The 26,673-nt window shown below is 45.8% G+C and carries 21 protein-coding genes; 1 reads left to right on the top strand and 20 read right to left on the bottom strand.

All coding sequences use genetic code 11. The features are described from left to right. Positions 1 to 30 precede the first annotated feature (30 nt). From ytaF to M1J35_RS18850, 12 genes are all read right to left on the bottom strand, one after another. Positions 31 to 663, bottom strand: coding sequence for a sporulation membrane protein YtaF (ytaF, locus tag M1J35_RS18795; RefSeq protein ID WP_034756989.1), 633 nt, complete (start codon positions 661 to 663; stop codon positions 31 to 33). A gap of 68 nt (positions 664 to 731) precedes the next feature. Then, positions 732 to 1,556, bottom strand: coding sequence for a DNA-formamidopyrimidine glycosylase (gene mutM, locus M1J35_RS18800; protein ID WP_254651926.1), 825 nt, complete (start codon positions 1,554 to 1,556; stop codon positions 732 to 734). A gap of 24 nt (positions 1,557 to 1,580) precedes the next feature. Next, positions 1,581 to 4,211, bottom strand: a complete 2,631-nt coding sequence (gene polA / locus M1J35_RS18805) for a DNA polymerase I (protein ID WP_224519366.1) — start codon at positions 4,209 to 4,211, stop codon at positions 1,581 to 1,583. Between the two features lie 179 nt (positions 4,212 to 4,390). Then, entirely contained in the window at positions 4,391 to 5,326 is a 936-nt protein-coding gene (hflC, locus tag M1J35_RS18810) for a protease modulator HflC (RefSeq protein ID WP_061811472.1), read from the bottom strand. Beyond that, positions 5,319 to 6,281, bottom strand: coding sequence for an FtsH protease activity modulator HflK (gene hflK / locus M1J35_RS18815; RefSeq protein WP_224519365.1), 963 nt, complete (start codon positions 6,279 to 6,281; stop codon positions 5,319 to 5,321). Before hflK ends, hflC begins: the two co-directional genes overlap by 8 nt. Before the next feature lie 271 nt (positions 6,282 to 6,552). Continuing rightward, positions 6,553 to 8,352, bottom strand: coding sequence for a two-component system histidine kinase PnpS (pnpS, locus tag M1J35_RS18820; protein ID WP_224519364.1), 1,800 nt, complete (start codon positions 8,350 to 8,352; stop codon positions 6,553 to 6,555). Next, entirely contained in the window at positions 8,349 to 9,065 is a 717-nt protein-coding gene (locus M1J35_RS18825; RefSeq protein ID WP_034756976.1) for a response regulator transcription factor, read from the bottom strand. Before M1J35_RS18825 ends, pnpS begins: the two co-directional genes overlap by 4 nt. Positions 9,066 to 9,275: 210 nt before the next feature. Continuing rightward, positions 9,276 to 9,752, bottom strand: a complete 477-nt coding sequence (locus M1J35_RS18830) for a MaoC family dehydratase (RefSeq protein WP_061811468.1) — start codon at positions 9,750 to 9,752, stop codon at positions 9,276 to 9,278. A 188-nt stretch (positions 9,753 to 9,940) separates the two neighbouring features. Then, positions 9,941 to 10,879: a malate dehydrogenase gene (mdh, locus tag M1J35_RS18835; RefSeq protein ID WP_254653802.1), complete on the bottom strand. Its 939-nt coding sequence runs from the start codon at positions 10,877 to 10,879 to the stop codon at positions 9,941 to 9,943. Positions 10,880 to 10,957: 78 nt separating this feature from the next. Then, positions 10,958 to 12,232: an NADP-dependent isocitrate dehydrogenase gene (gene icd, locus M1J35_RS18840; RefSeq protein WP_034756950.1), complete on the bottom strand. Its 1,275-nt coding sequence runs from the start codon at positions 12,230 to 12,232 to the stop codon at positions 10,958 to 10,960. Positions 12,233 to 12,346: 114 nt separating this feature from the next. Continuing rightward, positions 12,347 to 13,465: a citrate synthase gene (gene citZ, locus M1J35_RS18845; protein ID WP_229593906.1), complete on the bottom strand. Its 1,119-nt coding sequence runs from the start codon at positions 13,463 to 13,465 to the stop codon at positions 12,347 to 12,349. A gap of 318 nt (positions 13,466 to 13,783) precedes the next feature. Further along, on the bottom strand, positions 13,784 to 14,242 hold the full coding sequence (locus tag M1J35_RS18850; protein ID WP_034756944.1) for a DUF441 domain-containing protein: 459 nt from the start codon (positions 14,240 to 14,242) through the stop codon (positions 13,784 to 13,786). A gap of 158 nt (positions 14,243 to 14,400) precedes the next feature. On the opposite strand from M1J35_RS18850, the gene ytvI reads away from it, so the two are divergent. Then, positions 14,401 to 15,507 carry a sporulation integral membrane protein YtvI gene (ytvI, locus tag M1J35_RS18855; RefSeq protein WP_034756941.1) on the top strand — a complete coding sequence of 369 codons (1,107 nt, stop codon included), beginning with the start codon at positions 14,401 to 14,403 and terminating at the stop codon, positions 15,505 to 15,507. 39 nt (positions 15,508 to 15,546) lie between these two features. Here the strand turns inward: ytvI and M1J35_RS18860 are convergent, their stop codons facing one another. The 8 genes from M1J35_RS18860 to dnaE form a co-directional block, all read right to left on the bottom strand. Further along, on the bottom strand, positions 15,547 to 15,933 hold the full coding sequence (locus M1J35_RS18860; protein ID WP_254651927.1) for an FxsA family protein: 387 nt from the start codon (positions 15,931 to 15,933) through the stop codon (positions 15,547 to 15,549). Positions 15,934 to 16,113: 180 nt separating this feature from the next. Then, a complete protein-coding gene (gene pyk / locus M1J35_RS18865) occupies positions 16,114 to 17,874 on the bottom strand; it encodes a pyruvate kinase (protein ID WP_229593900.1) in 1,761 nt (586 codons plus the stop codon). 31 nt (positions 17,875 to 17,905) lie between these two features. Beyond that, positions 17,906 to 18,865 carry a 6-phosphofructokinase gene (gene pfkA / locus M1J35_RS18870; protein WP_034756932.1) on the bottom strand — a complete coding sequence of 320 codons (960 nt, stop codon included), beginning with the start codon at positions 18,863 to 18,865 and terminating at the stop codon, positions 17,906 to 17,908. A 338-nt stretch (positions 18,866 to 19,203) separates the two neighbouring features. After that, positions 19,204 to 20,184 (bottom strand): acetyl-CoA carboxylase carboxyl transferase subunit alpha, encoded by a 981-nt coding sequence (gene accA / locus M1J35_RS18875; protein ID WP_034756929.1) that lies wholly within the window; start codon positions 20,182 to 20,184, stop codon positions 19,204 to 19,206. After that, a complete protein-coding gene (gene accD / locus M1J35_RS18880) occupies positions 20,178 to 21,053 on the bottom strand; it encodes an acetyl-CoA carboxylase, carboxyltransferase subunit beta (protein WP_034756926.1) in 876 nt (291 codons plus the stop codon). The genes accA and accD overlap by 7 nt, the downstream gene beginning before the upstream one ends. A 129-nt stretch (positions 21,054 to 21,182) precedes the next feature. Then, positions 21,183 to 21,842 carry a FadR/GntR family transcriptional regulator gene (locus tag M1J35_RS22770; RefSeq protein ID WP_263497462.1) on the bottom strand — a complete coding sequence of 220 codons (660 nt, stop codon included), beginning with the start codon at positions 21,840 to 21,842 and terminating at the stop codon, positions 21,183 to 21,185. Then, a complete protein-coding gene (locus M1J35_RS18890; RefSeq protein ID WP_079532813.1) occupies positions 21,839 to 23,077 on the bottom strand; it encodes an NADP-dependent malic enzyme in 1,239 nt (412 codons plus the stop codon). The genes M1J35_RS22770 and M1J35_RS18890 overlap by 4 nt, the downstream gene beginning before the upstream one ends. Positions 23,078 to 23,237: 160 nt before the next feature. Further along, the gene (dnaE, locus tag M1J35_RS18895; RefSeq protein WP_254651928.1) at positions 23,238 to 26,588 is read right to left on the bottom strand and encodes a DNA polymerase III subunit alpha; all 3,351 of its coding nucleotides are present in this window, start codon (positions 26,586 to 26,588) and stop codon (positions 23,238 to 23,240) included. Between the last annotated feature and the right edge of the window lie 85 nt (positions 26,589 to 26,673).

A 26,673-nucleotide genomic window follows, 5' to 3' on the forward strand; every position in this document is an offset into this window, starting at 1 on the left:
GATCGTGTCCTTTCCAATACTCGCCGGTCACTAGAACCTCAGGATCCCGATCAGGATGAGCAGAACGCCCGGAAGGAATGAAACGCGGTGAATCCAGCGCAGGTGAGAGAAGAATTCCCCCATCTTCAATCCTGAAAATAAGAACGCGAAGCTCATCGCAAAAATCGCCAGGGTTAGTAGTAGTGGCGAGAAATGTAATAACGCGGCACCGATCCCGGCACCGAAGGCATCCAGTGACAAGGCGATCCCAAGCATGAATGCCTCGATTCCGGTAATCGTACCTGATTTATCAAAGTCCGCCGTGAGCGGTCTTCTTAATATTTGAATCACTAAACCTATGGATTTAATTTCAAAATTGATCAATGTTTTTTCATGTGACAGTACCGTCTCTTTTTCCGGTCTGAAGAACTGGTAGAGAACAGCAGCGCCGATCACGACAAGAATCATTCCGCCGATTCTTCCCGCCCAGACCGGGGTGATGATGGACCCGATGGTTTGACCGAGTAACATCGCCAGCAATAAAGAGCTCGCTGAACAGATCGATATGATGCTGATTGATTTTGTAGGGATTTTCACTTTTCGCAATCCATAAGTTAAACCGGTGCTAAAACTATCGAGACTTACAGCGAACGCCAGCAGTAATAAGGAGATTGTTTCACTCATCTAATAGCCCTCCCGAAAATCATTACAATACTATATGGTAAGGGCTTATCAAATGTTAAACGTTCTTTTTACTGCTGGCAGCTGGGGCAGTAATGGGTCCCCCGCCCAGCCGAAACTTTCTTCTCGATCGCTGTACCGCAGTTCCGGCACGGCTCTTCTTTTCTGCTGTAAACATAAAGGTTTTGTTGAAACATCCCCATCTGTCCCTGGGAATTCACGTAAGACCGGATCGTGCTTCCACCCATTTCCACTGCTTCTGTCAACGTGTGGATGATTTCTCGATGGAGCCGTTCAATTTCTTCCCGTGACAGGGACTTTGATTTCCGGTCGGGATGAATGCCTGCACGGAAAAGGGCTTCATCCACATAGATGTTTCCAAGGCCCACCAACACCGTTTGATCCAATAAGGTGGCCTTCACGATCCTATCCGTCCTGCCTAGCTTTTCAGCCAGATAGTCTGGGGTAAACTCCGCCAGAAACGGCTCCGGCCCCAACTGGAGGAGGGGTAGGTGAAGGAGTTCTTCCCCCTTTTTAAAGAGATGCATCGTCCCAAACTTCCGGACATCACGGTATCTGAGTTCCGTTCCATCCGTAAAGTGGAAGATGACATGAGTGTGTTTTTCAATGGGATCCTCATGATCAGCCAGATTATACTTTCCTTCCATTCTTAAATGAGAAACGAGGGCAACATCGTCACAAGAGAAGATCAAGAACTTCCCTCTTCTTCTCATTTCATGAATTTCCTGACCTCTCAAGCTATGGATGAATTCATCCGTTTCAGGTGGGTTCTTGATCATTTTTGGCCAAAAGACACTGACATCCTTTATTTTCTTCCCTGATACAAGGAGCTCCAATGTCCTTCTGACCGTTTCTACTTCAGGCAGCTCGGGCATAGTGCCACCTCCTTCTCAATAAAACTACTTCGCGTCGTACCATGTTTGTCCGTACGAGTAATCAACCTTTAATGGAACCTCGAGCTCCATTGCGTTTTCCATCACTTCAGGAACGATTTTCTTCAATGTTTCGATTTCATCCTCAGGGGCTTCGAAGATCAATTCATCATGCACCTGTAAAAGCATCCGTGTTTGAAGTTTCTCTTCCTTCAAACGGGCCGCCATATCAATCATGGCTTTCTTGATGATATCTGCTGCACTTCCCTGGATCGGTGTATTCATCGCTGTACGTTCAGCAAAGCTCCGTAAATTGAAATTACGACTCGTAATTTCAGGAAGGTATCGGCGTCGATTCATGAGGGTCGTCACATACCCCTTCTGTTTCGCATCCTGTACGATATCATCCATATATTCTTTCACGCCGGGGAAACTTTCTAAATATTTCTTAATGAACTCCCCTGCTTCTTTTCGTGTTATATCAAGACTTTGTGACAGTCCGTAGTCACTGATTCCATAGACGATTCCGAAGTTAACGGCTTTCGCATGCCTTCTCATATTGGATGTGACCTCTTCCTTCTCCACTCCAAACACGTCCATGGCCGTTTTCGTATGAATGTCCATATCATTACGGAAGGCTTCCACCAATTTCTCATCCCCCGCTATATGGGCAAGCACCCGCAGTTCGATTTGTGAATAATCGGCAGCGAACATGACCCATCCCTTTTCAGAAGGAATGAACGCCTGACGGATCTTCCTGCCTTCTTCCAAGCGGATCGGAATGTTTTGAAGGTTCGGATCCGTTGAGCTCAGGCGGCCGGTTTGAGTGAGGGCCTGGTTGAACCGTGTATGGATCTTGCTGGAATCTTTATGAACCACCTTCAATAATCCTTCGAGATAAGTAGACTGGAGCTTTCCTAACTGACGGTAGTGTAGGATATGATCAATGATTTCATGCTTAGACTGCAGTTTTTCCAATACGTCTGCGGAAGTGGAGTAACCAGTCTTTGTTTTCTTCACAACCGGCAGCCCCAATTTTTCAAAAAGGATCACACCGAGCTGCTTAGGAGAATTGATATTGAAGTTCTCCCCTGCCAGTTCATGAATGTTCTTTTCCAATTCTTCCAGTCGGAGGGCAAGCTCTTCCTTCATGGTCATCAAACGATCCTGATCCACTTTCACACCTGTGAATTCCATCTCAGCCAGGATAAGGGCAAGAGGCAATTCCAGCTCCATGTATAATTCATAAAGATCATTTTCTTCAAGCTCTTTTATGCATGTTTCCTTCAAGTCTTGAAGGATGAATGCCTTTCTGGCCAGATGTTCGGATAATACTTCAGTGGCAGGGACCTTCTGCTTGGCCCCTTTTCCATACACCGCTTCGTCCGATTCGATGGATGGCTGACCATGACCTTTTGCGATTGAGGCGAAATCTTCACTCGATTCAGAAGGATTGATGATGTAAGAAGCAAGCAGCAGATCGAACCCGATCCCTTTGATGTCGATCCCTTGTCGCTTCAGGGCAACGACGGTCTCTTTCGAGTTGTAAACGTTCTTCGACTTCGATCCGTCTTCTGCCCATTTTTTAAAGGCTTCTGAATTCAGTGCCGTTTCAAGGGTAAAGAAAATCGTCCCATTTTCGTTATGAAGGCTCATGCCGATCACTTCACCAAGATGATAATTCTCTTCAAGCATTTCGATGTATAGGAAGCTCTCACTTGTCAAGTGTTCGTCTGTAATGGTTTCCACCACTTCAAAGGAGATATCATCCAGCTCCTGGGGCTCTTCTTGAACGGATTCACCCATTTTCTCAAGAAGGGAGTTGAAGCCAAGGTCCCGGTACACTTCCTTCAGTTTCACTTCATCCCAGCCCTCGTAATTCAATTCCTCAACCGTGACTTCTATGGGAGCTTCCCTGAGGATCGTGGCCAGTTCTTTACTCATGATCGCCTGGTCTTTATTTTCTTCAAGCTTCTCTTTCAGTTTCTTTCCGCTCACTTTATCGATGGACTCCAGCAGCTTCTCAAGAGAATCGAATTCCTTCAGGAGCTTGATCGCCGTTTTCTCACCGACACCGGGTACACCAGGGATATTATCAGAGCTATCCCCCATCAACCCTTTCATATCAATGATCCGGTCAGGGGTGATCTCCCATTTTTCTTTGATGTGCTGAGGTGTATACACCTCGATATCCGTGATTCCTTTTCTTGTGATGCACACCGTCGTATCTTTGGAGCTCAGCTGGGTTAAATCCTTATCCCCTGAGTACACTTTCACTTCAAACCCGTCTGACTCTGCCTGCAGGGAGAGGGTCCCGATGATATCATCGGCTTCATAGTTTTCTTTTTCATACCGTTTGATTCCGTAAGCATCCAGCAGCTCCCGGATATATGGGAATTGCTCGGACAATTCAGGCGGGGTCTTCTGCCTGCCGCCCTTGTACTCCGTGAATGTCTTATGACGGAACGTTGTTTTCCCCGCATCAAAGGCCACGAGGATATGAGACGGCTTTTCATCTTCCAGTATTTTCTGCAGCATGGTGGTAAACCCGTAAACTGCGTTTGTATGTACACCCTTGTCGTTATTCAATAGTGGAAGGGCAAAGAATGCACGGTAAGCAATGCTGTTACCGTCAATCAGGACTAATTTTTTGGACATATAAGTACCTCCTGTAAAGGCTTCTGTTTCTATATATTCATTCTATCATGTTGGGGAATGAAAGGAAAAACGGGGACCTTATTTATGGAATGGGACTGTGATTCTTGACATTCCCCTCCTTATAAAAGAAAAAACTCTTCGAAAATGGATCATTCCATTTTTCAAAGAGTCCCTTCCTATTACTCCGTATACCCCATCAACAGCCTCGCATACGGCGAATCGGACGGTAAGATGATGACGGTTTTATCATCCACGGTCTTCTTATACGTTTCGAGCGTTTTATAGAGGTCATAGAAGCTCGGGTCCTTCGAGAAGGATTTGTTGTAAATTTGTGCGGCTTCGGCTTCCCCTTCGGCCCGGATCACATTGGCATCTGCCCCTGCTTTTGCAAGGAGCTCTTTCACTTCACGATCGGTTTCAGCCGTCACCCGTTGTTTCTCGGCATCCCCCATGGACAGATATTCCTGTGCTTTGGAGTCCCGTTCCGAGATCATTCGGGTATAGACGGAGTTTTCATTCGCTTCAGGCAGGTCGGTGCGCTTCATGCGAACATCCTGAACGACGATTCCATAGTTATCCCGCTGCAACAGCTCATTCACCTTATCTGTTACTTTATCATTTAGGCTACCCCTTGAAGACTTCTCATCATTGATGATTTCATCATATTCCAATCGACCGAGCTCTGAGCGGACGACGGAATAGATGAATTCTTCCATCTTGGTCTCGGCATTGATCACCGTTCTGGCATTTTTGATCATTTTGAGGGGGTCTTCAATGCGCCACACGGCATAATTGTCGATGAGCATCCGCTTTTTATCTTTGGTGTTGATCTCTGCTTCTGTCACGTCATAGGTCATTTGGTGCTTCGGTAAGGTAGTGACGGATTGGATGAACGGAATCTTATATTTCATACCAGGCTCCTTATCGATTCGTACCACTTCCCCAAATTGACGGACGACTTTGTATTCTCCTTCTTTGACAATAAAGAGACTTGTGAAGAGGAGAAGGATGACAGCGATGAGGATCACGAAAAAGATTCCTAATTTTGTATAGCGCTTCCACTCGATCGGTTCTTTCTTCTTTGTATTGATATCAAATACGTTTTGATCACTCATTCTCATCACTTCCTTCCTGCTTCACCGGAGGATTCTGATTCTCCATTTGACGGATAGGGAAGTATTTCAGGGTTTCTCCACTATCCTTCATGATATAAATTTCTGCATCCGGCAGGACATTTTCCAACGTTTCCAGCACGAGACGCTTTCTTGTAATGTCAGGATTCGATTTATACTCATTGTATAACTTGTCAAATACCGCTACATCTCCACGCGCCTGCTCCACACGTGCGATTTTATCCCCTTTGGCCCGGGACATGATGGCATCCTTTTCCCCTTTGGCTTCGTTGGTCCGCTGGTTTCGATATTTCTTGGCTTCATTGATTTTCGTATTCATCGTTTCCCTTGCATCCGTGACCGCCGTAAACGCCGAGCGGACCTCTGCATTCGGCAGCTCAACATCCTGCAGCTTCACCGCAAGAATGGAGATCCCGATATCATAATCATCGATCAACTCCGTCAATAAATCCCTTACATCTGCCTCGATTTCGGCTTTCCCAGATGTTAAGGCATCGTCAATCAATGAGCTTCCGATAATGCTTCTTAATGAAGAAGAAGTCGCATCGTACAGGATTTCTTTCGGTTTATCCGAGTTGAATAAATAGGCCTCAGGATCGGTGATTTTCCATTGAACCACAAGATCCGCAAGCACAATGTATTCATCCCCCGTGATCATTTTTGTTTCTTTAGGAAAGTCCTTGATTTTCCCGTCTTTTTCTTCATATCCAAATTGAAGACTGAAGGTTTCTTTCGACAGCACTTCCACTGACTGCACCGGCCACGGCATCTTGAAATGCAGTCCAGGCTCCACAACCGGTTCGCCTGCATCCCCGAACGTCAACACCAGTGCCTGTTCTGATTCGTCGACGGTATACCAGGATGTCAGTAGGACAACAATTAGAATTATGGCTGCGAGCACCATTCCTGCCAGAGTATAAACACGCTTCAAGCTCATATGCACCCTCCCTTTTCCATCTCTATATCTTATTTTCTGCTTACTAAGATATACGGACGTAAGACAAAAAGGTTTCAATAATATTAAGGAAAGATGACAAGAGGAGTTGCGAAAGCGTTATCAAAAATAAAAAGCGAAAAGACGAGAACGGGGTTGGTTCTCGTCTTTTCGTAACACCTTGGATGAAGGGGTTTCACTTAGTATCGTAACACCCCATTGTTAATTGAATTTAAAGCGATTGTAAAAACAATGTAAATAAGGTGAAATACAACTAAGGTTTTCCTTGATTTCCACCATGAGAGATGGATGAAGCACGTTTATTCAATGTGACAGTGAAAGTCGTTCCTTTTTCAAGTTCACTTTCCACTTCAATATCACCTTCATGGGCTTCAATGATATGCTTGACAATCGCCAAGCCCAAACCGGTTCCACCTGAATTCCGGCTTCTTGCTTTATCCACCCGGTAAAACCGTTCAAAGATGCGGGGGAGCTCTTCCTGGCTGATTCCCATCCCGTTATCCTTCACTTTCACATACACTTTATCCTGATCGTCCTGCACCGTGACCGAAACATTTCCGCCTTTCGGAGTGTATGCGATCGCATTGCTGATCAGGTTGATGAACACCTGTTTTAACCGGTAGGAATCCACTTCTGCCGTTCCCCTTGATTCGAAATCGGATTGAAGGGAAATGTCCTTCGGTTTTGCTTTTTCTTTTAAAATCGGGATTACATCTTCTATCAACCCTGCCACTTCCACTTCCTCGACGAATAGCTGGAAACCCTGCTTCTCAATTTTAGATAACTCCAGCAGATCCTGAATGAGGGACTGCAGCCGGTCACTTTCCTTTAGAATGATGTCTAAGAAGGATTTCAGCGTTTCAGGATCATCCATTGCCCCGTCGAGTAGCGTTTCTGAGAATCCTTTGATCGAGGTGATCGGCGTCTTCAGTTCGTGTGAAACATTCGCCACAAAATCTTTGCGCATCTGTTCAAGCTTTTTAAGCTCGGTGATGTCATGGAATACGACGACAATCCCTTTCCATACGTCATTGTTGCCGATAATGGGGGCTCCGTACACTTCATAGTGCTTTCGATCAAGCTTGTACGGAAGGAGAATCTGCTTTCTCAATCGCTCCTCCGTCATAAAGATTTCCTCCACAAGCTTATTCACTTCAGAATAGTGAATCACCTCATGGTATCGTACTTTCTTCAGTTGGCTCTCTTCCAGGTTAAAGAATTCCCTGAACGTCCTGTTCGTTAAGACGACAAACCCCCGGTGATCGATCAATAGGAGAGCGCTCCCCATATTTTCAATCAAAGTCGTTAAGCGGTCTTGCTGCATTTCCTGGGAATTCACCATTTCCTGAAGGTTTCTCGCCAGAATATTGATGGAGGTGCTGAGCATACTCGTTTCATCCAGCCGGTCCTCGTAGGTCCTGGCACGGTAATTCCCCTTGGCAAGCTCCATGGCCACATTGGTCGCTGATTCAATGGGTTTTGTATACCTCACCGTAATCCTTGAGCCAAGAATGATGATGAGTACCAGGGCAAGGCCTAAGGAAATGGACAGTACGAACCAAATTTGCTGAGTGCCTCTTTCCAGGGCATCCACCTCTGCGCTCATAATGAGAAGTCCCATCTTTTCACCGTTGGCATTTTTTAATGGATACCAGTAATACCGATATTCATTTCCAGATGTGACGAGTTTTTTATGCTTCTGTTTCACATCCCAATTTTTCTGGATTTCCTGTACGATTTTCTTCTGCTGTGGACCAACCAGTGAATCTGCCGTATCCGTATCGTGGACCACATCCCCGGATTTATCGAGCACGGTGATCCGGACATCCAATATGTCGCTCAACCCTTTGATCATTTCAGGATCGATTTCTTTTGGTGCCCCGTTCTCCTCAATGGAACTTGCCAGTAACCTGGTCTCCTTTTGAATCCTAGAGTTAAAGGTATCCAAATAGAAGTTCTTGAAAATCTGGCCCAAAAGCAGACCAAGCCCTATTAAGACAGCGATGATCAACGTAATGAGAGCAAATAGGAGCTTTGTTCTAAATTTGGTCATCGATTTTTAGGCTCCTCCAATTTATACCCGAGACCACGGATCGTTTTGATATAGGTTGGTTTTTTCGTATTGGACTCGATTTTTTCCCGTAGATGGCTGATATGCACATCTACGATTCTCGTATCCCCGGCAAAGTCGTAGTTCCATACCGCACTCAGCAGTTGATCTCTCGTAAGGACCCTTCCTTTGTTATCCACCAAATATAATAAAAGCTCGAATTCCTTTGGTGTCAGTTCAAGTAATTCTCCTTGGAAATACGCCTCATATTGTTCAGGATATACTTTTAGTTCCCCGACTTCCTTATAATCAGTCGGTTCTTCGGCAGCCGGTTCCGTTTCCCGAATGGCCTGGCTTCGCCTTAGGATCGCCTTCACCCTCGCAACCACTTCACGGGGGCTGAACGGTTTTGTCATATAATCATCTGCGCCAAGCTCCAAACCGAGGACTTTATCGAATTCATCATCCTTCGCCGTTAACATCAGAATCGGGATATTGATCTTGCGCTGCCGCAATTCTTTACATACCTCGATTCCATCCATGGACGGAAGCATCAGGTCAAGGACGATCAAGTCCGGGGACTGTTCAATCGCAAGATCCCTTCCTTCCGCGCCGTCATGTGCTGTTGTCACTGAATAACCGGATTGCTCCAGATTGTACTTTAAGAGTGTTGCAATGGATTGTTCATCATCGACTACCAAGATTTTTTTGCTCATGTGTTGTGCCTCCATACCAAAGAAAATTAACCCCAACATCCAAACTGTTTATGTAATTGTACTTTCATTATAATATAATTCTCCGGGCTTACCATCATTTAATCCTTTTTAGTTTTTTACTGCCCTTTATGATAGGATGCACCTCAAGCTTTTTCTTTATCATTTTTATGCATAAAAAAAGAGCTATGATGACATAGCTCCCTCCCGGCATTAGAAGTTTTCCAATGCATGACTATTCATTTTTTCCAGGTGATGAGGCGGACACACCTTGATGGTTCCGTTGATCACCTTTTCATCTTCCTCGTTCGTAGCCGATACCTGGATGGTAACCAGATGGTTATGTGGATTGACTTCTGTCACTTCAAAGAGGAATTGAACCGTTGCATAATGATAGACCGGCTTTGGAAATTCAATGTTTTGCTCCACGATATGGGAGCCCGGTCCCGGCAGATATTTGGATACAGCAGACGTGATGATCCCCGTCAGCATGATTGATGGAACGATCGGCTTTTTAAAAGGTGTCTGTGACGCATAATCGTGCTGGATATATAATGGATTGGCATCATTTGTGAGCCCAAGGTATAGCAGAAGTTCATTGTCTTCAATTTTTTCTGTGAGGGTCAGTTTTTCACCTACGGTCATTTCTTCGATTTTTCTTCCCAGTTTTCTCTTTTTCCCTAATAACATAAGAAGCACCTCCAAGTATGTAAACGATTACAATTTTAAATAATAAAAATTGTTTTTATTGTCTGTCTATTAGTATTTTATCATTTTTAGGGTTACCATACAAAGAGTTTTTACTCGCTTCTATACAAGTTACACCCTTTTCACCATTAAAAAACTGACCTCCAATTTGGAAGTCAGTTTTGAGATTATTAAGCCAATGAAGCCATGACGTTTTTCACTGCGTCGGCTGAGTTGGCTAGTGCGGCTTTTTCGTCTTCTGTTAGTTCGAGTTCGATTATTTTCTCGAGACCGTTACCACCTAGGATGGTCGGGACGCCGAGGTAGATGCCTTCGAATCCGTACTCACCTTCAAGGTAGGCAATGGCCGGGATGACGCGGCGCTGGTCTTTAAGGATGGCTTCGACCATTTGGACGAGGGATGCGGCAGGTGCGTAGTAGGCACTTCCGTTACCGAGAAGTCCCACGATTTCTCCTCCGCCCTTACGGGTGCGCTCAACGATGGCGTCCAAGCGGTCTTTCGGGATCAGTGTCTCCAGAGGGATGCCTCCAGCGTATGAGTAACGAATAAGAGGAACCATGTCATCACCGTGGCCGCCGAGGACGAATCCTGTAATATCCTTCACGGACAGGTTTAATTCCTGTGCGACAAAGGTGCGGAAGCGAGCTGTATCCAGGACTCCTGATTGTCCGATTACGCGCTCTTTCGGGAAACCGGATTCCTTGAAGACTGTATAGGTCATGGCATCCACTGGATTGGTCAGAACGATGATGTAACAGTCAGGTGAATGCTTCACGATTTGCTGAGTCACTGATTTCATGACCTTTTGATTGGTCTGAACCAGATCATCACGGCTCATACCCGGTTTACGGGCAATCCCGGCAGTGATGACAACGATATCGGAATCCTTTGTATCTTCATAATTGGACGTACCGATGATGGTTGAATCAAAGCCCTGTACAGGACTTGCCTCAAGCATATCCAGTGCTTTCCCTTTCGTTGGATCCTCGTTTTGCGGAATATCAACCAATACAACATCTCCAAGCTCTTTCTGGGCGAGCATCAATGCCGTTGTCGCCCCGGTGAAACCTCCACCGATTACAGATACTTTTCTACGTTTAATTGCCATCATGATTCCTCCTATTCGTCTCATTATGTAAAGGAAGGAGTGCTCCAATACGAAGCACCCCACCCTTATGTCACATTATTATGCTTCCATGTTATCGATTAAAGCTGAACCGAACTCAGAGCATTTCACTTCTGTCGCGCCATCCATCAGACGGGCGAAGTCATATGTTACCACTTTAGAAGCGATTGTTTTTTCCATTGATTTTGTGATCAGGTTAGCAGCTTCTGTCCAACCAAGGTGTTCAAGCATAAGCACACCTGAAAGGATGACAGATGAAGGATTCACTTTATCCATACCTGCATATTTAGGAGCCGTTCCGTGAGTTGCCTCAAAGATCGCATGTCCTGATTCGTAGTTGATGTTTGCTCCTGGAGCAATACCGATTCCACCTACTTGAGCTGCTAATGCATCAGAGATGTAATCTCCGTTTAGGTTCATTGTTGCCACTACATCAAACTCAGCTGGACGAGTAAGGATTTGCTGTAAGAAGATATCAGCGATTGAATCCTTCACGATGATCTTACCTGCTGCTTCAGCATCAGATTGAGCTTTATTAGCTGCTTCCAATCCGTCAGCTTCTTTGATCTTGTCATATTGAGCCCAAGTGAATACTTTATCGCCGAATTCTTTCTCAGCAAGCTCGTAACCCCAGTTTTTGAAAGCTCCTTCAGTGAACTTCATGATGTTTCCTTTGTGAACTAGAGTCACTGATTTACGGCCTTCAGTGATTGCATAGTTGATTGCTGCACGGACTAAACGGCTTGTCCCTTCTTCAGACACTGGCTTGATTCCGATACCTGATGTTTCAGGGAAACGGATTTTGTTAACGCCCATTTCGTCTTGAAGGAAGCTGATTAATTTCTTCACTTCATCAGAACCTTTAGCGTACTCGATACCTGCATAGATATCTTCAGTGTTTTCACGGAAGATGACCATATCAGTATCTTCAGGACGCTTAACCGGTGAAGGAACACCTTCAAAGTAGCGTACTGGACGCAGGCATGTGAATAGATCCAATTCCTGGCGAAGCGCAACGTTCAATGAACGGATTCCGCCGCCTACAGGAGTCGTAAGTGGACCTTTGATCGCGATGAAATATTCACGGATTGCTTCTAGTGTATCGTTTGGAAGCCATTCACCCGTTTTGTTGAATGCTTTTTCCCCAGCATATACTTCTTTCCAGGAAATCTTGCGTTCGCCTTTGTATGCTTTCTCTACAGAAGCATCGAGGACGCGTTGAGCTGCTGCCCAAATATCTGGACCCGTTCCGTCACCTTCAATGAATGGGACGATTGGATTGTTAGGCACATTAAGTTGGCCATTCTGGTTTGTAATTTTTTCACCTTGTGTCATTATGTAACCTCCATTTTTTCATTATCAAAGGGGATGACCCATTAGAAGCATATTGAGTCATTCCCCTTCTCTTATTATTACACCAATATTTTTACTATTTGTAAATATCGATGATTAACCTCTTTGATCAACAGGTACATATTCCTGCTTGCCAGGCCCTACATAATCAGCACGAGGGCGGATCAGGCGGTTGTTGGAATATTGTTCAAGGATATGTGCCAACCAGCCGGATACACGGCTTACCGCAAAGATCGGAGTGAATAGATCATGATCGATGCCTAAGCTGTGATACACAGATGCTGAGTAGAAATCAACATTTGGCGGCAAGCCTTTGTTTGACGTAAATACGTCTTCTACCTTAACGGACATTTCGTAGTATTCGCTTTGTCCTGTTAATTCAGTTAATTTTTTGGACATTTCTTTCAAATGCTTCGCACGTGGATCCCCTTGACGGTAAACACGGTGACCGAAGCCCATGATTTTTTCTTTCTTCTCTAACTTGTCCAGGATATATTCTTCTGCTTTATCAACAGAACCGATTTCAGTAAGCATCTTCATAACCTGCTCATTCGCACCACCGTGAAGCGGACCTTTTAAAGCTCCGATTGCAGCGGTAACACCTGAGTAGACATCTGATAGAGTTGCCACACATACACGCGCTGTGAACGTGGAAGCGTTTAACTCATGGTCCGCATGAAGGACAAGTGCTTTATTAAATGCTTCAACTTCAACAGGCTCAGGATCTTTTCCTGTCAGCATGTATAGGAAGTTAGCGGCAAAACCTAAATCCTGACGTGGTGCAATCGGTTCCTGACCGTTGCGGATACGTGCAAAGCTCGTGACGATCGTCGGGATCTTCGCTTGAAGGCGAACGGCTTTCAGATAGTTTTCCTTATCTTCCATCACATCTGCTTTGTCATCATATAGTCCCAGTAAAGATACAGCAGAACGTAAAGCGGCCATCGGGTGAACCTTTTTGATGTCATACATTTTGAAATGTTCGATGACTTCTTTCGGCAATTCAGCGTTAGCAGCCAACAGTTCTGTAAATTCTTGAAGTTCAGAGGCAGTAGGAAGCTTCAGGTGCCACAATAAGTAGATAACCTCTTCGAAGCTTGCATTGTTTGCTAAATCATCAATGTTGTAGCCAACATATGTAAGAGTATCGTCAATGATGGAGCTGATGGACGATGTCGTTGCTACAACTCCTTCTAATCCGCGAGTTGCTGTCATAATAAACCTCTCCTTTTGTTAATCTTTACCCATTTTCATATGAGTATAAAACCCTACAAAACGATCTATTAAATCTAGTAGGCTTGTTTAAATAGAACGTAAAGAAACACGTTGAGCGATTGCTCAATTCCTATACAAAAAATGATTCCCGGCTCTTCTATGATAACATGAGAGCTTGGGATGCGCTTACATTTCCTATTATAAACAATTATCTGACTTTTGTGAATGAAAACGCATCAATTTCTATAAAAATTATTTTTCTAGAAAAATAAACCAGGGATAAAAAGAGGATCAAACCGGGGGATCACCCATGCATATTCACAGAAATAATTCGTACAATTTCATAGCAAGATAGGCGATCCCGGCTCCGATCAAAGGCCCGACGGCAACCCCTTTAAAGAGAGCGACGGCTAACACTGTGCCAAGGACGAGGGCCGTTGTCAGGTGGGGGTCATCTTCCAATAGAATCAACCCATTCTTCGCAATCAATGCCACTGCCATCCCAGAGGCGAGTGCAATCCACGCATATGGGGACTTCAACGAATCAACGAGATCCTTAAAGCCGATTTCCCCTGTCGCAATCGGTGCAAGGACGGCAATCGTAATGATCGTCACACCCCAGTTAATGCCTTTCGACTGAATCGTCGAAAAAATCTTCTCATCCAGCCCGAGCAGCTTTAATACAAGTAGAAATGCTACGGCTATAATGATAGATTGATTTTTCGCCATCAGCCCGATTCCCAATAAAAGCAATAAAAACATGAATGGCTGAGTCATATCATTCCCCTGCCTCTCCTATATGTACTCCAATCATTATCCTACCATATCAACTTTTCATATCTTTCATAAAATGCTCCTGCCACTGCAAATATATCTTCCTTTCATTTCCTGTCTCCTATAAAATAGAAGTACTAGACCCGGTAGGAGGGAAACCCTTGAATTTAGATTATGTTTATCGAACGATTCGCTTTCTGATCGTTCTCGCGATCATCATTCTCTCATTGATTTCACTCTATTACATATGGAAGCTTGCATACCCATTCATCATCGCCGTTGCCATCGCCTTGTTGATCAATCCCCTGGTGAACGGGCTGGAGAAATGGCTCCCAAGGATATGGGCCGTCACCGTATCCCTCATCTTGATTGTCGCCATTTTCGCAGGTCTCATCACATTATTGATTGCCGAAATAGTCTCCGGAGCAAATTACTTGGCAGAAGAACTGCCTAAGCATGTTCAAACCCTTGTTACATATGCAGAGGATATCATTGTCGGACAGGTCATCCCCCTGTACAATCAGCTCGCAGGATTATTCAAAAATCTTGAAGCCGGGCAGCAGGATACGATCCTCGAAAATGTCCAGACAGCCGGAACGAAAATCGCGACGTCGGCTGGTGATTTTCTGCAAAACTTTTTCACCAAACTGCCCCAGCTGATCTCATGGATCCCAAATGCTGCGTCAGTCCTGATCTTTGCGGCGCTCGCCACATTCTTCATCAGCAAGGATTGGTATACATTATCCGCCAAAGCGGAGAAAATCATTCCGGGTAAGGCGATGAGCAGTGGGAGAAAGGTGTTCTTCGACTTAAAACGGGCACTGTTCGGGTTCATCCGTGCTCAATTCACTCTCATTTCCATCACAGCGATCATCGTTCTGATCGGATTGATCATCCTGAGAGTAGATTACGCAATCACCATCGCACTCGTGACAGGTCTCGTGGATATCCTCCCATATCTCGGGACAGGGGCAGTATTCGTGCCGTGGATCATCTATGAATTCATTACGGGCAATACAGGTTTGGGGATCGGGCTTTCGGTCCTGTACCTGGTCGTAGTCGTCCAGCGGCAGATCATGGAGCCGAAAGTGCTATCTTCAAGCATCGGACTCGATCCCTTGGCCACTCTTATTGCTTTATTTGTCGGGTTTAAACTCATCGGTTTTCTCGGACTGATCGTTGGTCCTGTTGTACTGGTGATATTATCTACTTTAAAAAGAGCTGGGGTATTTGAAGATACGTGGAAATTCATCATGGGTGTGAAATAAGAAAACGCACTGCTCCATCGGTGAGCAGTGCGTTTTCCGTTATCTGTATATAATGACGTTCCCTTTGTTGATCAAGCGTTTGAATAACCGATAGAAGAATGGCTTGAATATTCTCCTCGTAGCCGGGAGCAATAAGAGAAATCCAAGAGCATCCGTAATGAATCCTGGTGTCAGCAGGACGATTCCGCCCACCAGTATACATAGACCATCCATGATGGCCTCCCCGGGCATCTGACCATATTGCATGTCCCGCTGAGCCTTCCTTATCGTTTCGATCCCCTGCTTCTTCGCAAGGTACGCTCCAAGGATCCCTGTCGTAATAATCAATAACACGGTTGGGATAAGACCAATGGCCTGTCCAGAAAGGACCAATAAGCCTATTTCAAGTGCCGGTATGATAATCAATAGTAAAAGCATATATCTCATGATGGATTCCTCCATTTGGTTTAATACTTGCTTAGTATTTATTATAGCATATTAGAGAAATTGTGTTTTATGTTGAGGGTTATCCTTGTTGCAGTGCTTTGAAGGGGGCTCCACAACACTCCATCCAATATAAAAAACCAGAGCCCACAAAAAGACTCTGGTTTTCCCATAACTATCTACTTACAATACACTCGCATACCCATTATAAATCACGCCATGAGTCGCATCCACCGTGATTTCCTGGCCACTCTTGAATAATGAAGTGGCATGGTCGACTCCGACCACAACAGGAATTCCAAGATTGATACCGACTACGGCTGCATGACTTGTCAGGCCGCCTTCTTCGACGATCAGTGCCGAACATTTTTCAAGGGCAGGCATCATTTCTTTGTCAGTGCCGATTGTGACAAGGACGCCACCATCAGTCATGTTCTTTACGGCTTCTTCAGCTGTTGTTGCCACGACTGCTTTACCGTATGCAGATTTACGTCCGATTCCTTGACCTTTTGCAACGACATCGCCCACTACGTGGATTTTCATCAGGTTCGTCGTTCCGGATTCACCGATCGGAACACCCGCTGTGATGACGATGCGGTCTCCGTGCTTCGTCATACCTGAGTTGACGCTCTCTTCTACTGCCATATCAAGCATTTCATCGGTTGTCGTCACTTTGCGGCCGACTGTAGGGTAGACGCCCCATACAAGTGCCAGGCGGCGTGATACAGAGTCTGTACCAGTCACGGCTACGATTGGTGCTTTCGGACGGTATTTAGAGATCATGCGTGCCGTGTGGCCACTCTCAGTCGGAGCGACAATGGCATTCACATCAAGATTAAGAGCTGTATAGGCAACGGATTGACCGATGGCATCCGTCATATTGTGCTCGCTGTCTTTGCTGCGTGAAGAAAGGATGGCATCGTAATCAAGTGCCGTTTCTGCTCTTGAAGCGATATTATGCATCGTTTGAACCGCTTCTACAGGGTAAGAACCTGCTGCCGTTTCACCAGAAAGCATGATCGCATCTGTCCCATCAAAGATGGCGTTCGCTACGTCACTTGCTTCCGCTCTTGTCGGTCTTGGGTTGCGCTGCATAGAATCAAGCATTTGAGTCGCTGTGATGACAGGCTTACCAAGTGAATTACATTTCTTGATCAGCATCTTCTGCACAAGTGGTACTTCCTCAGCTGGGATCTCCACACCAAGGTCTCCACGCGCAACCATCAATCCGTCAGATACTTCAAGGATTTCATCGATGTTGTCTACACCCTCTTGGTTTTCAATTTTAGGGATGATTTGGATATGAGACGCGTTGTGTTCTTCCAGTAATTGACGGATTTCAAGTACATCAGATGCACGACGTACGAATGATGCTGCGATAAAGTCAACACCTTGTCCGATACCGAATACGATATCGCTGGCATCTTTCTCCGTGATTCCCGGAAGGTTCACAGAAACGCCCGGTACGTTTACACCTTTTTTATTTTTAAGTGTACCGCTGTTGGCAACATGTGTATGGATTTCACCGTTCGCTTTGTCGATTTCGGTCACGTCCAACTCGATTAATCCGTCATCAAGAAGAATCTTGGAACCAACATGAACATCATCGATCAATCCTTCGTATGTAACGGAGAATTTTTCAGTTGTTCCCAGTACTTCTTTCATGGAAACGATGATGTTGGATCCTTGTGTTAATTCAATAGCTCCGTCTTGCATATTGTTCGTGCGGATTTCCGGACCTTTAGTATCAAGCAGGATCCCGACTGTTTTACCGGCTTTTTCTGCTGCTTCGCGGATATTGATGATGCGCTGTCCGTGCTCATCGTGGTCACCATGTGAAAAGTTCAAGCGGGAAACGTTCATTCCTGCTTCAATCAGTTGTGATAACTTCTCTACACTTTCACTGGCAGGACCGATCGTACATACTATTTTCGTTTTTCTCATTTTCTTTTACCTCCTGAAATCTTACAACAATTTAGATTGAAAGCTCTTTGGAAAGTCTGTACATGTTCAAATCAATTTGATGTGGCTTGGCAAGTGCTTCAATAATATCGTAATCAACAAGTTGATTTTTCTCAATTCCTACCGCTCTTCCGCCTTTACCCTGGGCCAATAGCTCAACGGCATGAGCCCCTAAACGGCTGGCAAGGACACGGTCTGCAGCTGTCGGCGTTCCACCGCGCTGGATATGACCAAGGACGGAGACTCGCGTATCCATTCCTGTTGCTTCTGTGAAGCGGTTCGCAAATTCATTGGCAGACATGACACCTTCTGCAACAATGATGATACTATGTTTCTTTCCGCGTTCCTGTCCTTTTTTCAAACGGCCGACTACGTCGTCAAGATCGAATTTCTCCTCAGGGATCAGGACCGTTTCCGCTCCGCCGGCAAGACCTGCCCAAAGAGCGATATCCCCGGCGTTGCGTCCCATTACTTCAATGATGAACGTCCGCTCATGGGATGTAGCCGTATCACGGATTTTATCGATCGCATCGATGACCGTGTTCAGCGCTGTATCAAAACCGATCGTATATTCAGTCCCAGGGATATCATTATCGATCGTCCCCGGTACACCGACACATGGGTATCCCCATTCCGTCAAGGCTTTTGCCCCTTGGTAAGAACCGTCCCCACCAATGACAACGAGACCTTCGATGCCGTGTTTTTCTAGTTGCTCGATCCCTTTTTTCTGTCCTTCTTTTGTTTTGAATTCTTCACAGCGGGCTGTATAAAGCATCGTACCGCCACGATGGATGATATCACCGACAGAACCAAGCTCAAGCTTCTTGATGTTCCCGTTGATTAATCCATTATACCCTTGATAAATACCATATACCTCTATATCCATGAAGATGGCTTTACGCACAACTGCACGGACTGCTGCATTCATACCGGGTGAATCTCCACCACTTGTCAATACACCAATCTTTTTCACTACGATCACCTCATTAAGAAATATGCCTTTATATGTAATTGAATGGTATTGTTAATCGTTTCACATAAATCAAAGAAAAGGAAAATTCCAGTTTTCATTCATTACATTATTATGGACCAATAGACTTTGGATTATTTCTAAAATAACACGAAGGTTCAAGGTTCTCAACAAGTTACTAGGAGGAATAGCAAAAGACGAAATAATCTATTAAATGGAAGCGTTTTAATTGTTAAAACCTTCAAAATATCGTCACAAAGCCCTTTTTCCGGGTAGGAATTATTAAGATTGAATGAAAAAGACTGACAAATGGTATCTCCTATTTGTCAGTCCATCGTTTGTTATGATTTTACCCCGATAAGATCATTTAAAACCGAATATTCACCCATCGCCTTGAATTTTTCATAACGATGTTGGATGAGTTCGTCCTTTTTCATCGGAACCAACTCTTTCAGTGAGCTCATAAGGACGTCGTTGATATACTTCGCTTGTTCCTCGACATCTTTATGGGCTCCGCCTTTTACTTCCGTGATGATGTCATCGATGATCCCAAGCTCCTTAAGGTCGGGAGCCGTAATCTTCATGGATTCAGCCGCGCGTTTCGCCTGGGTGGAATCCTTCCAGAGGATGGCCGCTGCCCCTTCAGGTGAGATGACGGAGTAGGTGGAGTTTTCAAGCATATGAATATGATTTCCCACTCCAAGTGCAAGGGCTCCACCACTACCGCCTTCACCGATGACGATGCAGATGACGGGAACCGTAAGGCCGGCCATCTCCACAAGATTCCGTGCAATGGCTTCACTCTGTCCGCGTTCCTCTGCCGCTTTTCCGGGATACGCACCTTTTGTATCGATAAAGCAGATGATCGGACGATTGAACTTGTCCGCCTGTTTCATCAAGCGCAGTGCTTTTCGGTATCCTTCCGGATGAGGCATCCCAAAGTTCCGGCGGATGTTTTCTTTCGTATCTTTCCCTCTTTGGTGACCGATGATCGTCACAGGGACATCGTGAAACTTCCCGACGCCTGACACAATCGCTTCGTCATCCCCATACAGGCGGTCTCCGTGCATTTCAATGAAGTCCGTAAAGAGGTACTTGATGTAATCCAGAGTCGTCGGACGCTCTGGATGACGGGCCACCTGGACCCTTTCCCACGGCTTCATGTTTTCGTAGATATCATTTTGAAGCTTTGTGAGACGGTGCTCAAGCTTCTCGATTTCCTTCGATAAATCGACGTCCGAATTCTGGGTGAACTCCTTCAGTTCGGCAATTTTCTTCTTGAGCTCGTATACAGGCTTTTCAAATTCCATCTCATTTACCATGGCAGATCACCGTCCCACTGATGTATATCAAGTATTGTCCCGATTTTCTCTTTCAACTCGAGTCTCGAAATGACTCCGTCAAGTTGTCCATGTTTTAATAAAAATTCGGATGTCTGGAAGTCTTCCGGCAGGTCTTCACGGATCGTCTGCTCGATGATTCTTCTGCCTGCGAATCCAATCAGTGCTCCCGGCTCAGCAAAGTTATAATCCCCGACGGATGCGAAACTTGCGGATACTCCGCCTGTCGTCGGATGGGTCATGATCGAGATGAAAAGCCCTCCGTTATCGCTCAGACGTTTCAGCGCTACACTGGTCTTTGCCATCTGCATCAAGGAAAGGACACCTTCTTGCATCCTGGCCCCGCCTGAAGCCGTGAAGATGATGAACGGTACCTTCCGTTTATCGGCTTCTTCGATGGCTCTCGTAATTTTTTCACCGACCACCGATCCCATGCTTCCCATCCGGAAACGGGAATCCATGATGGCTGTCACAACTTCCACACCATTAACCTTTCCTGAACCCGTCAGAACAGCTTCGTTCATGCCCGTCTTCTTACGGTCCTTTTCGACTTTACTTTCATAATCAGGAAAGTTTAGGGGGTTACCCGAAGTCAGGTCATGATCAAGCTCCTTGAACGTGCCCTCATCTATAAAACTATCGACTCTCTCTGGTGAACTCATGCCATGATGGTATCCACAATGGATACACACCTTTAGGTTTTTTTGAAGTTCTTTCGTGTACATGATTTTTTTGCAATCAGGACATTTCGTCATGATGCCTTCCGGAACGTCATGTTTGGCCGCTTCAGAAGGAATCGTTGCATATTTTTTCTTTTCCTTTTTTGATTTGTTAAAAAGTTCCTTTAGCAAGGTGAAACCTCCTTACCGAATGACACTAGCTTGCTTTTAGCGGGGAAATATTCCCTTACATGACAGCTGCCCATTCGCTTCTCTATAGTAAGTGCATTAACTGCTTGACTATCAGTTTAATGGAAGTGTTTAAAAAAAGATGTTGGAAATTGTCGCGTCTTCATCGACAATTTTCCTAACCCTTCTATACGTCTCTTGCACAGTCTCTTTCTCCTGGTGATCGATGCCACTGAGCATGGTGATCAACTCTTCCCTCATCGCTTCTGTGAGTTTTTTCTCACCACAGATCAACGTCTCGAAATCATTCAGGATATTCCAGATCCGTTGGGATAAGTAATTCGAACTCATCATGACGATCTCCCTGAACACGTCGTCCAGGTTCTCGCATTCAGAAACGCTCACATGCAGGGAATCTGTATTCCTTTTATCTATATACAAAGCCTTCAATGCTTCTTTTTCAATCATCATCTTCGTCTGAAGAATGTCTTCCTGAGCCATGTCGTCCTGGAGGATGAACATGCCTAGAAGATCGATCAGATGATGATCCCTGAAGTCCCGCAAGAAGGTACCTTCGCCTCTGCGGGTTTCAATCAGTCCCAACAGTTCAAGGGCCCGGAGTGCTTCCCTGACAGAGGATCGCCCGACATTCAGGCGCTCGGACAGCTCTCTCTCGGACGGGATCTTATCTCCCGGCTTCAGACAGTCCTTTGATATCATTTCTCTCAGCTGGTGAACAATTCCAATATATACTTTAGCGTGAGTTTGGAGAGAGTTCACTTCTGTCATCATTCACTCTTCCCGATGACGGCTAAATCTTCCGTTTTCTTACGGATTTCTTCCGGGTCCACCTTTAAGCGGGCAACCCCTGTTTCCATCGCTGTTTTCGCCACGGCAGCAGCAACGGCTGGAGCGACACGCTTATCGAATGGCGCAGGAATGACATAGTCTGCGTTCAGTTCGTCTTCCGTGATCAAAGAAGCGATCGCTTCAACGGCAGCCTGCTTCATTTTTTCATTGATGTGGGTTGCGCGTACGTCCAGTGCACCCCTGAAGATCCCAGGGAAGGCAAGGACATTGTTCACCTGGTTCGGGAAATCAGATCGGCCTGTACCAATGACTTTGGCTCCCGCCGCTTTCGCAAGCTCCGGCATGATTTCAGGAACCGGGTTCGCCATGGCGAAGATGATTGGATCCTGCTTCATGGAAGAAACCATCTCTTCCGTCAGGGCACCCGCCACGGAAACACCGATGAATACGTCGGCATCCTTCAATACTTCACCTAAGCCGCCTTTGATATGGTCACGGTTCGTAAACTTCGCGACTTCATCTTTCGTACTGTTCATCCCTTCAGGACGCCCTTCATAAATCGCACCCTTGGAATCACACATGATGATGTCCCTTACCCCATAACGGTAAAGAAGCTTAATGATGGCCATACCGGCAGCACCGGCACCATTTGCCACGACTTTGATTTCGGACATCTTCTTTCCGACTATTTTGAGAGCGTTCACAAGTCCAGCCACGGTGACGATCGCCGTACCATGCTGATCATCATGGAAAACAGGAATATTCGTTTCTTTCTTCAGGCGCTCTTCAATTTCAAAGCAATTCGGAGCGGCGATATCTTCAAGGTTCACGCCTCCGAACGTCGGCTCAAGGAGCTTGACGGTTTCAACGATCTTGTCCACATCCGTTGTGTTCAAACAGATCGGGAATGCGTCGACTCCTGCAAAACTCTTGAATAGTACCGCTTTTCCTTCCATGACGGGAAGAGCCGCTTCAGGTCCGATATTCCCAAGACCCAGAACAGCCGTACCATCGGAAACAACCGCGACCATATTCCCTTTCATCGTGTAATCATAGACCGTTTCAGGCTTGTCATAGATCACCTTGCAGGGTTCCGCCACCCCGGGGGAGTAAGCTAAGCTCAAGTCATCCGCATTTCGGACTTCCACCTTGGATTTAGACTCTAATTTCCCTTTATTCACTCGATGCATATGCAGAGCTTCTTCGCGTAATGACAAATTGACTCACTCCTTCTGATTCTTTTACATGCTATGGATCGAATCGCTAAAAACGACTCTTCTAAATGTAAAATTGGATAATAAAATAATAAGTTCAGAGGTGGTCAGACCACCTTTTTCTATTAAACAATAATATAAATTATGGTTTTAGTAAAGTATGTTATTGCAATATCACGTTTGACTCCCCAAGAATTCGGTACAATTCCCTAAGAGCCTCTTGTGAAGGACTGATGCGCAGATGATCCGGAAGCCTTATACTCTTTTTGGTTTGCTCGTTGTAGACGATGACCGGATTCTTCCCTTTGAACCGGTTAATGGCTCGATGGATCCCCTCCATACAGCCCTCTTCATCCTGACCCGCGGCGATTTTCAAATAGAGCTTCTGGCTGCTCTCTTTCACCCTTGCCTGAACGTCTTCCATCGTTTCCAACTGATTCACGATGAACTGAAGCTTATCGTTGCGGTCTTCCACATTGCCCCCGAATAGGAGAATATTCCCTTCTTTGAGCAGAGGCATATTATGTTTGTACACATTCGGAAACACAACGGCTTCCATCTCTCCGCTCTCGTCCCCGATTTCAAGGAAAGCCATCACTTCCCCTTTTTTGGTCCGGATCGATTTCATCCCGGTAATATAACCGCCGAGTGAGATTTTCGATCCTTTTTGAAGATCGGCTATCTGTTGCAATCCCATTCCTTCAAATAAAGGCCGGTAAGAAGAAACCGGGTGATCCGATAAGTAGAGTCCAAGTACCTGTTTTTCAAACTGAAGCTTCGTATCGATCGTCATGTCATCCACTTCCACATATTTGGGCTTTAACATAAAAGCCTCTTCTTCATGGAACAGGTCAGGATCGTCATCAGGGTTCACAAGCTCAGCATGCTGCGCTGCCACATCCAAGCTAGCAAGCAAGGTTGCGCGGTCGATCCCGAATTCATCAAACGCCCCGGAGAGCACAAGATTCTCTAAGATCTTCCGGTTGATCGTCTTCGAGGACACCCGCATGCAGAAATCGAAGAGATCCTGAAACGGCTTTTCTTTTCTCGAACGGATGATTTCCTTAAGAGCCGCGGCCCCGATTCCTTTAATCGCCCCTATGCTGTAGCGGATCACATTCTTTCCTTCGACTGTAAAAACAAACTGGCTGCGATTGATGGAAGGAGGCAGGATTTCAATGTCATACTGCGTGGCCTCCCGTATATACTGAGCCACCTTTGTTTCATTCCCTACGACAGATGTCAGGAGTGACGATAAGAAGAACGCAGGATAATGGGCTTTCAGGTAAGCCAGTTGATAGGCGATCATACTGTACGCCACGGCATGTGACCGGTTGAAACCGTAATCGGCAAAACGAACGATCAAATCATAAATTGTATGGGCGACCTCTTCCCTGTAGCCTTTCCGTATCGAACCGGAAACAAAATGCTCCCGTTCCTGATCGAGGACACCCTTTTTCTTCTTGGAAACGGCTCGCCTGAGGAGATCCGCTTCCCCGAGGGAGAACCCGGCCATTTTCGATGCGATCTGCATGATCTGCTCCTGATACACAATGACCCCATACGTCATTTCAAGGATCGGTTTCAAATCGGGATGAGGATATTCCACCTGCTCTTTCCCATGTTTCCGGTTGATATACATCGGGATGTTCTCCATCGGACCCGGACGGTACAAGGCGTTCACCGCCACGATGTCTTCAAAGGAATTGGGTTTCAGCCTTTTTAACACATTCCGCATCCCATCCGATTCCAGCTGGAAGATCCCGTTCGTCTGCCCTTTAGTGAGCAGCTCGAACGTTTTGGCATCATTCATCGGGATCGACTCGATGGCAAACGGTTTTCCCGTCCCGATTTCAACATTCTTCACGATTCTTTCCAATATACTCAGATTGCGAAGCCCAAGGAAATCCATCTTCAACAACCCAATTTCTTCTAAAATATCCATAGAGTACTGTGTCAGGTGAATCCCCGATGAACTCCCCTGGATCGGTACCCACTGTACTAAAGGAGCTTCACTCATCACGACTCCCGCCGCGTGGGTGGAGGTGTGCCTCGGTAGTCCTTCAAGCTTGAGAGCAGTCTGGAACAATTTTTTATAATGATCAGAGCCCGTCACAAAGTCGCGAAACCCCTTCGACTTTTCATAGGCTTCCTTCAAAGTGATTCCGAGCTGGTTCGGCACGAGCTTCGACACCTGCTCCTGCTCCTTCATATTGAGTCCAAACACACGACCCGTATCACGGAGAGCCGCTTTCGCTGCAAACGTCCCGAACGTGATGATCTGGGCGACATGCAGGCTGCCGTACTTCCCTTCCACATACTCGATCACTTCGTCGCGCCGGTGATCAGGGAAATCGATGTCGATATCCGGCATGGTCACCCGTTCTGGATTCAGGAATCGTTCAAACAGCAGATGATGCTCCAAAGGATCCACGTCCGTAATTCTGAGGGCGTAGGATACGAGGGAACCTGCGGCCGACCCACGTCCCGGTCCGGTCAGGATCTTTTTGTCCTTCGCGTATTTCATGAAATCCCACACAATCAGGAAGTAGTCGCTGAACCCCATCCTGCCGATGACTTCAAGCTCATAATCCAACCGCTCGATATACTCATCAGTTACCGTTTCGACCCGATCGCTTAACCCTTTTTCACAAAGATGCGTCAATTCCTCGAGGGCGGTGACTCCTTCAGGCAGAGGATATTTCGGAAGGAGCTGTTGATGAAAAGGAATGGTCAGATGGCAGCGGTCGGCAATCTTCATTGTATTTTCCAATGCCTCAACATGATCAGAGAATAGTTCCACCATCTGATCCTTGTTCTTGAAGTAATACTCCTGTGATTCCAGGACGTCCCGGTCATCCTCAGACAGTTTCACCCCGTCACGGATCGCCGCCATACACTCATGGGCAAAATGATCTTCCTGCTCGAGGTACTGTACATCATTGGTAGCGACCATTTCCGAACCGGTCTCTTCCGCTATCTTCTGCAGTAAAGGAATAAGCGAATCCTCAGAGGCAATGCCGTGCTTTTGAATGCTCAAGTAAAAGGAGTCCCGACCGAACATCTGTTGATAGGTGCGGATACATTCCTTAGCTTTTTCTTTTTCATCATTCAATAACAGGTTCTCTATCTCACCCTTGACGCCTGGAGTGATGGCGATCAATCCCTTACTGTAGGAAGAGAGCCACTTCAGCGGTAATCCTTCTTTCGACTTTGCTCCGATGGCACTCGAGATTTTTAATAGATTCTGATAGCCACTTTGATCTTTCACGAGGAGAACGAGGGGGTGGGAACCTTCCTCCGAGGCAATATCTGCGGTCAATCCGATGATCGGTTTGATGTTTTCTTTTACACACGCCTTATAAAAAGGGATCGCGGCATACATCATATTTTTATCGGTCAAGGCAAGCGCCCTGTACCCTGATTCCTTCGCTTTATGTACAAGTCCATTTATCGATATCGTGCTAGACAAGAGACTATAGGCACTCGCTATTTGTAAATGAACAAATGACATGTTATGCACAACCTTTTTTTCAATATACTTTTATTATAGGAAAGAAACCGCAAAAAAGAAAATATGTTCTCCCTCATATCTTGTC

Source organism: Rossellomorea sp. KS-H15a (assembly GCF_024195245.1).
In the GTDB taxonomy this organism is placed as follows: Bacteria; Bacillota; Bacilli; order Bacillales; family Bacillaceae_B; genus Rossellomorea; species Rossellomorea vietnamensis.

Excerpts from the sequence above, each read along its gene's own strand:
- ytaF (WP_034756989.1), bottom strand. The coding sequence starts at position 663 with ATGAGTGAAACAATCTCCTTATTACTGCTGGCGTTCGCTGTAAGTCTC.
- mutM (WP_254651926.1), bottom strand. The coding sequence starts at position 1,556 with ATGCCCGAGCTGCCTGAAGTAGAAACGGTCAGAAGGACATTGGAGCTC.
- polA (WP_224519366.1), bottom strand. The coding sequence starts at position 4,211 with ATGTCCAAAAAATTAGTCCTGATTGACGGTAACAGCATTGCTTACCGT.
- hflC (WP_061811472.1), bottom strand. The coding sequence starts at position 5,326 with ATGAGTGATCAAAACGTATTTGATATCAATACAAAGAAGAAAGAACCG.
- hflK (WP_224519365.1), bottom strand. The coding sequence starts at position 6,281 with ATGAGCTTGAAGCGTGTTTATACTCTGGCAGGAATGGTGCTCGCAGCC.
- pnpS (WP_224519364.1), bottom strand. The coding sequence starts at position 8,352 with ATGACCAAATTTAGAACAAAGCTCCTATTTGCTCTCATTACGTTGATC.
- M1J35_RS18825 (WP_034756976.1), bottom strand. The coding sequence starts at position 9,065 with ATGAGCAAAAAAATCTTGGTAGTCGATGATGAACAATCCATTGCAACA.
- M1J35_RS18830 (WP_061811468.1), bottom strand. The coding sequence starts at position 9,752 with ATGTTATTAGGGAAAAAGAGAAAACTGGGAAGAAAAATCGAAGAAATG.
- mdh (WP_254653802.1), bottom strand. The coding sequence starts at position 10,879 with ATGGCAATTAAACGTAGAAAAGTATCTGTAATCGGTGGAGGTTTCACC.
- icd (WP_034756950.1), bottom strand. The coding sequence starts at position 12,232 with ATGACACAAGGTGAAAAAATTACAAACCAGAATGGCCAACTTAATGTG.
- citZ (WP_229593906.1), bottom strand. The coding sequence starts at position 13,465 with ATGACAGCAACTCGCGGATTAGAAGGAGTTGTAGCAACGACATCGTCC.
- M1J35_RS18850 (WP_034756944.1), bottom strand. The coding sequence starts at position 14,242 with ATGACTCAGCCATTCATGTTTTTATTGCTTTTATTGGGAATCGGGCTG.
- M1J35_RS18860 (WP_254651927.1), bottom strand. The coding sequence starts at position 15,933 with ATGAGATATATGCTTTTACTATTGATTATCATACCGGCACTTGAAATA.
- pyk (WP_229593900.1), bottom strand. The coding sequence starts at position 17,874 with ATGAGAAAAACGAAAATAGTATGTACGATCGGTCCTGCCAGTGAAAGT.
- accA (WP_034756929.1), bottom strand. The coding sequence starts at position 20,184 with ATGGTAAATGAGATGGAATTTGAAAAGCCTGTATACGAGCTCAAGAAG.
- M1J35_RS22770 (WP_263497462.1), bottom strand. The coding sequence starts at position 21,842 with ATGATGACAGAAGTGAACTCTCTCCAAACTCACGCTAAAGTATATATT.
- dnaE (WP_254651928.1), bottom strand. The coding sequence starts at position 26,588 with ATGTCATTTGTTCATTTACAAATAGCGAGTGCCTATAGTCTCTTGTCT.